Below are 1,090 nucleotides of genomic sequence, written 5' to 3' on the forward strand. Positions count from 1 at the left end.
GCGGGCCCCGCTCCCCCGCCGTCCGCGTGCCGGGCCACGACCGACCCGTGGCCGGCCGGCTCCCGGGTGCGCAGGACGAGGGCGGCGGCCAGGACGAAGGAGAGGGCGTTGGCGAGGATCAGCGCCCGGTACGCGGCGGGCGTGCCCACGGCCAGTCCGAGGGCCGCGATGCCCGCGCCGAGCGCGTAGCCGGCGTTGGCGGTGCTGCGGAAGAGCGCCTGGTAGACGCCTCGGCGTTCGCCCGCGACCCGGGTGGCGAAGAGCATCTCCAGCGTCTTGGCGGCCCGCTCGCCGAGGCAGGTGAGGGCCACCACGGCCAGCAGCACGGCGTAGTCGTGCACGACCAGCAGCAGGCCCGTGGTGCCGAGCCGCAGCAGGTGGCAGGCGGTCAGCAGGCCCCGGACGGTGAACCGTTCGGCCGCCCGGCCGGCGAGCGGCGATCCGGCGATCCCGGCGACCGCTCCGACGCCGAGGAGCAGGCCGAGCTGCCCGGCGTCGAGGCCGCGGACGAAGGTGAAGAAGAGCACGGCCGCGGCCGACCACACGCCGGTGCCGGTCCGGTCGACGAACTGGGCGAGCAGCATCGTCCGGCCGTCCCGGCCGCCCGGTGGCTGCCGCAGCTGTGCGACCAGTCCGCCGGTGTTCCGCTTCCGCCGCATGGGCGATCCCCCCGCTCGTCTCCTCCGACATGAATCTCGACATCAAGATACTTCATGTCGAGATTTCTTGGAAGATCGGGGACCGCCCCCGCCTCCGGATCGGTCGCGCAGGCACCGCGGGCGGCCGGCGGCGGCCGGACGACGCGTCAAGTCCCTTCGGCGGCACGCGGGGACGGCCCGCCCGCCCGGTCCACCGGCCGCCGTGCGAGGATCACGGGAGAGGAACGGCCCGGGTGAGGGGATGCGCCGTGTGCACCGTGTTCGTCAGTTTCGATCCGGGCTCGCCGGTTCCGGTCGTCGTCCTCGCCGCACGGGACGAGTACGCCGACCGCGCCTGGCTGCCGCCCGCCCGGCACTGGCCGGACCGGCCCCGGCTGCTCGGTGGCCTGGACCTGCTGGCCGGCGGCACCTGGCTGGCGGTCGACCCGGGC

Annotated in this window: 2 protein-coding genes; one reads left to right on the plus strand and one right to left on the minus strand. The window is 75.7% G+C overall.

The genetic code is table 11. The features are described 5' to 3' along the window. Nucleotides 1–659 (minus strand): MFS transporter (locus ABZ641_RS39025; protein WP_359989463.1); only part of this gene is annotated, 659 nt, incomplete at its 3' end. A 248-nt stretch (nucleotides 660–907) separates the two neighbouring features. Here ABZ641_RS39025 and ABZ641_RS39030 point away from each other — a divergent pair. After that, nucleotides 908–1,090, plus strand: a 183-nt coding sequence (locus tag ABZ641_RS39030) for an NRDE family protein (protein ID WP_359989465.1), incomplete at its 3' end; no start/stop codon positions are given.

Source organism: Kitasatospora sp. NPDC007106 (assembly GCF_040634455.1).
Classification (GTDB): domain Bacteria; phylum Actinomycetota; class Actinomycetes; order Streptomycetales; family Streptomycetaceae; genus Kitasatospora; species Kitasatospora arboriphila.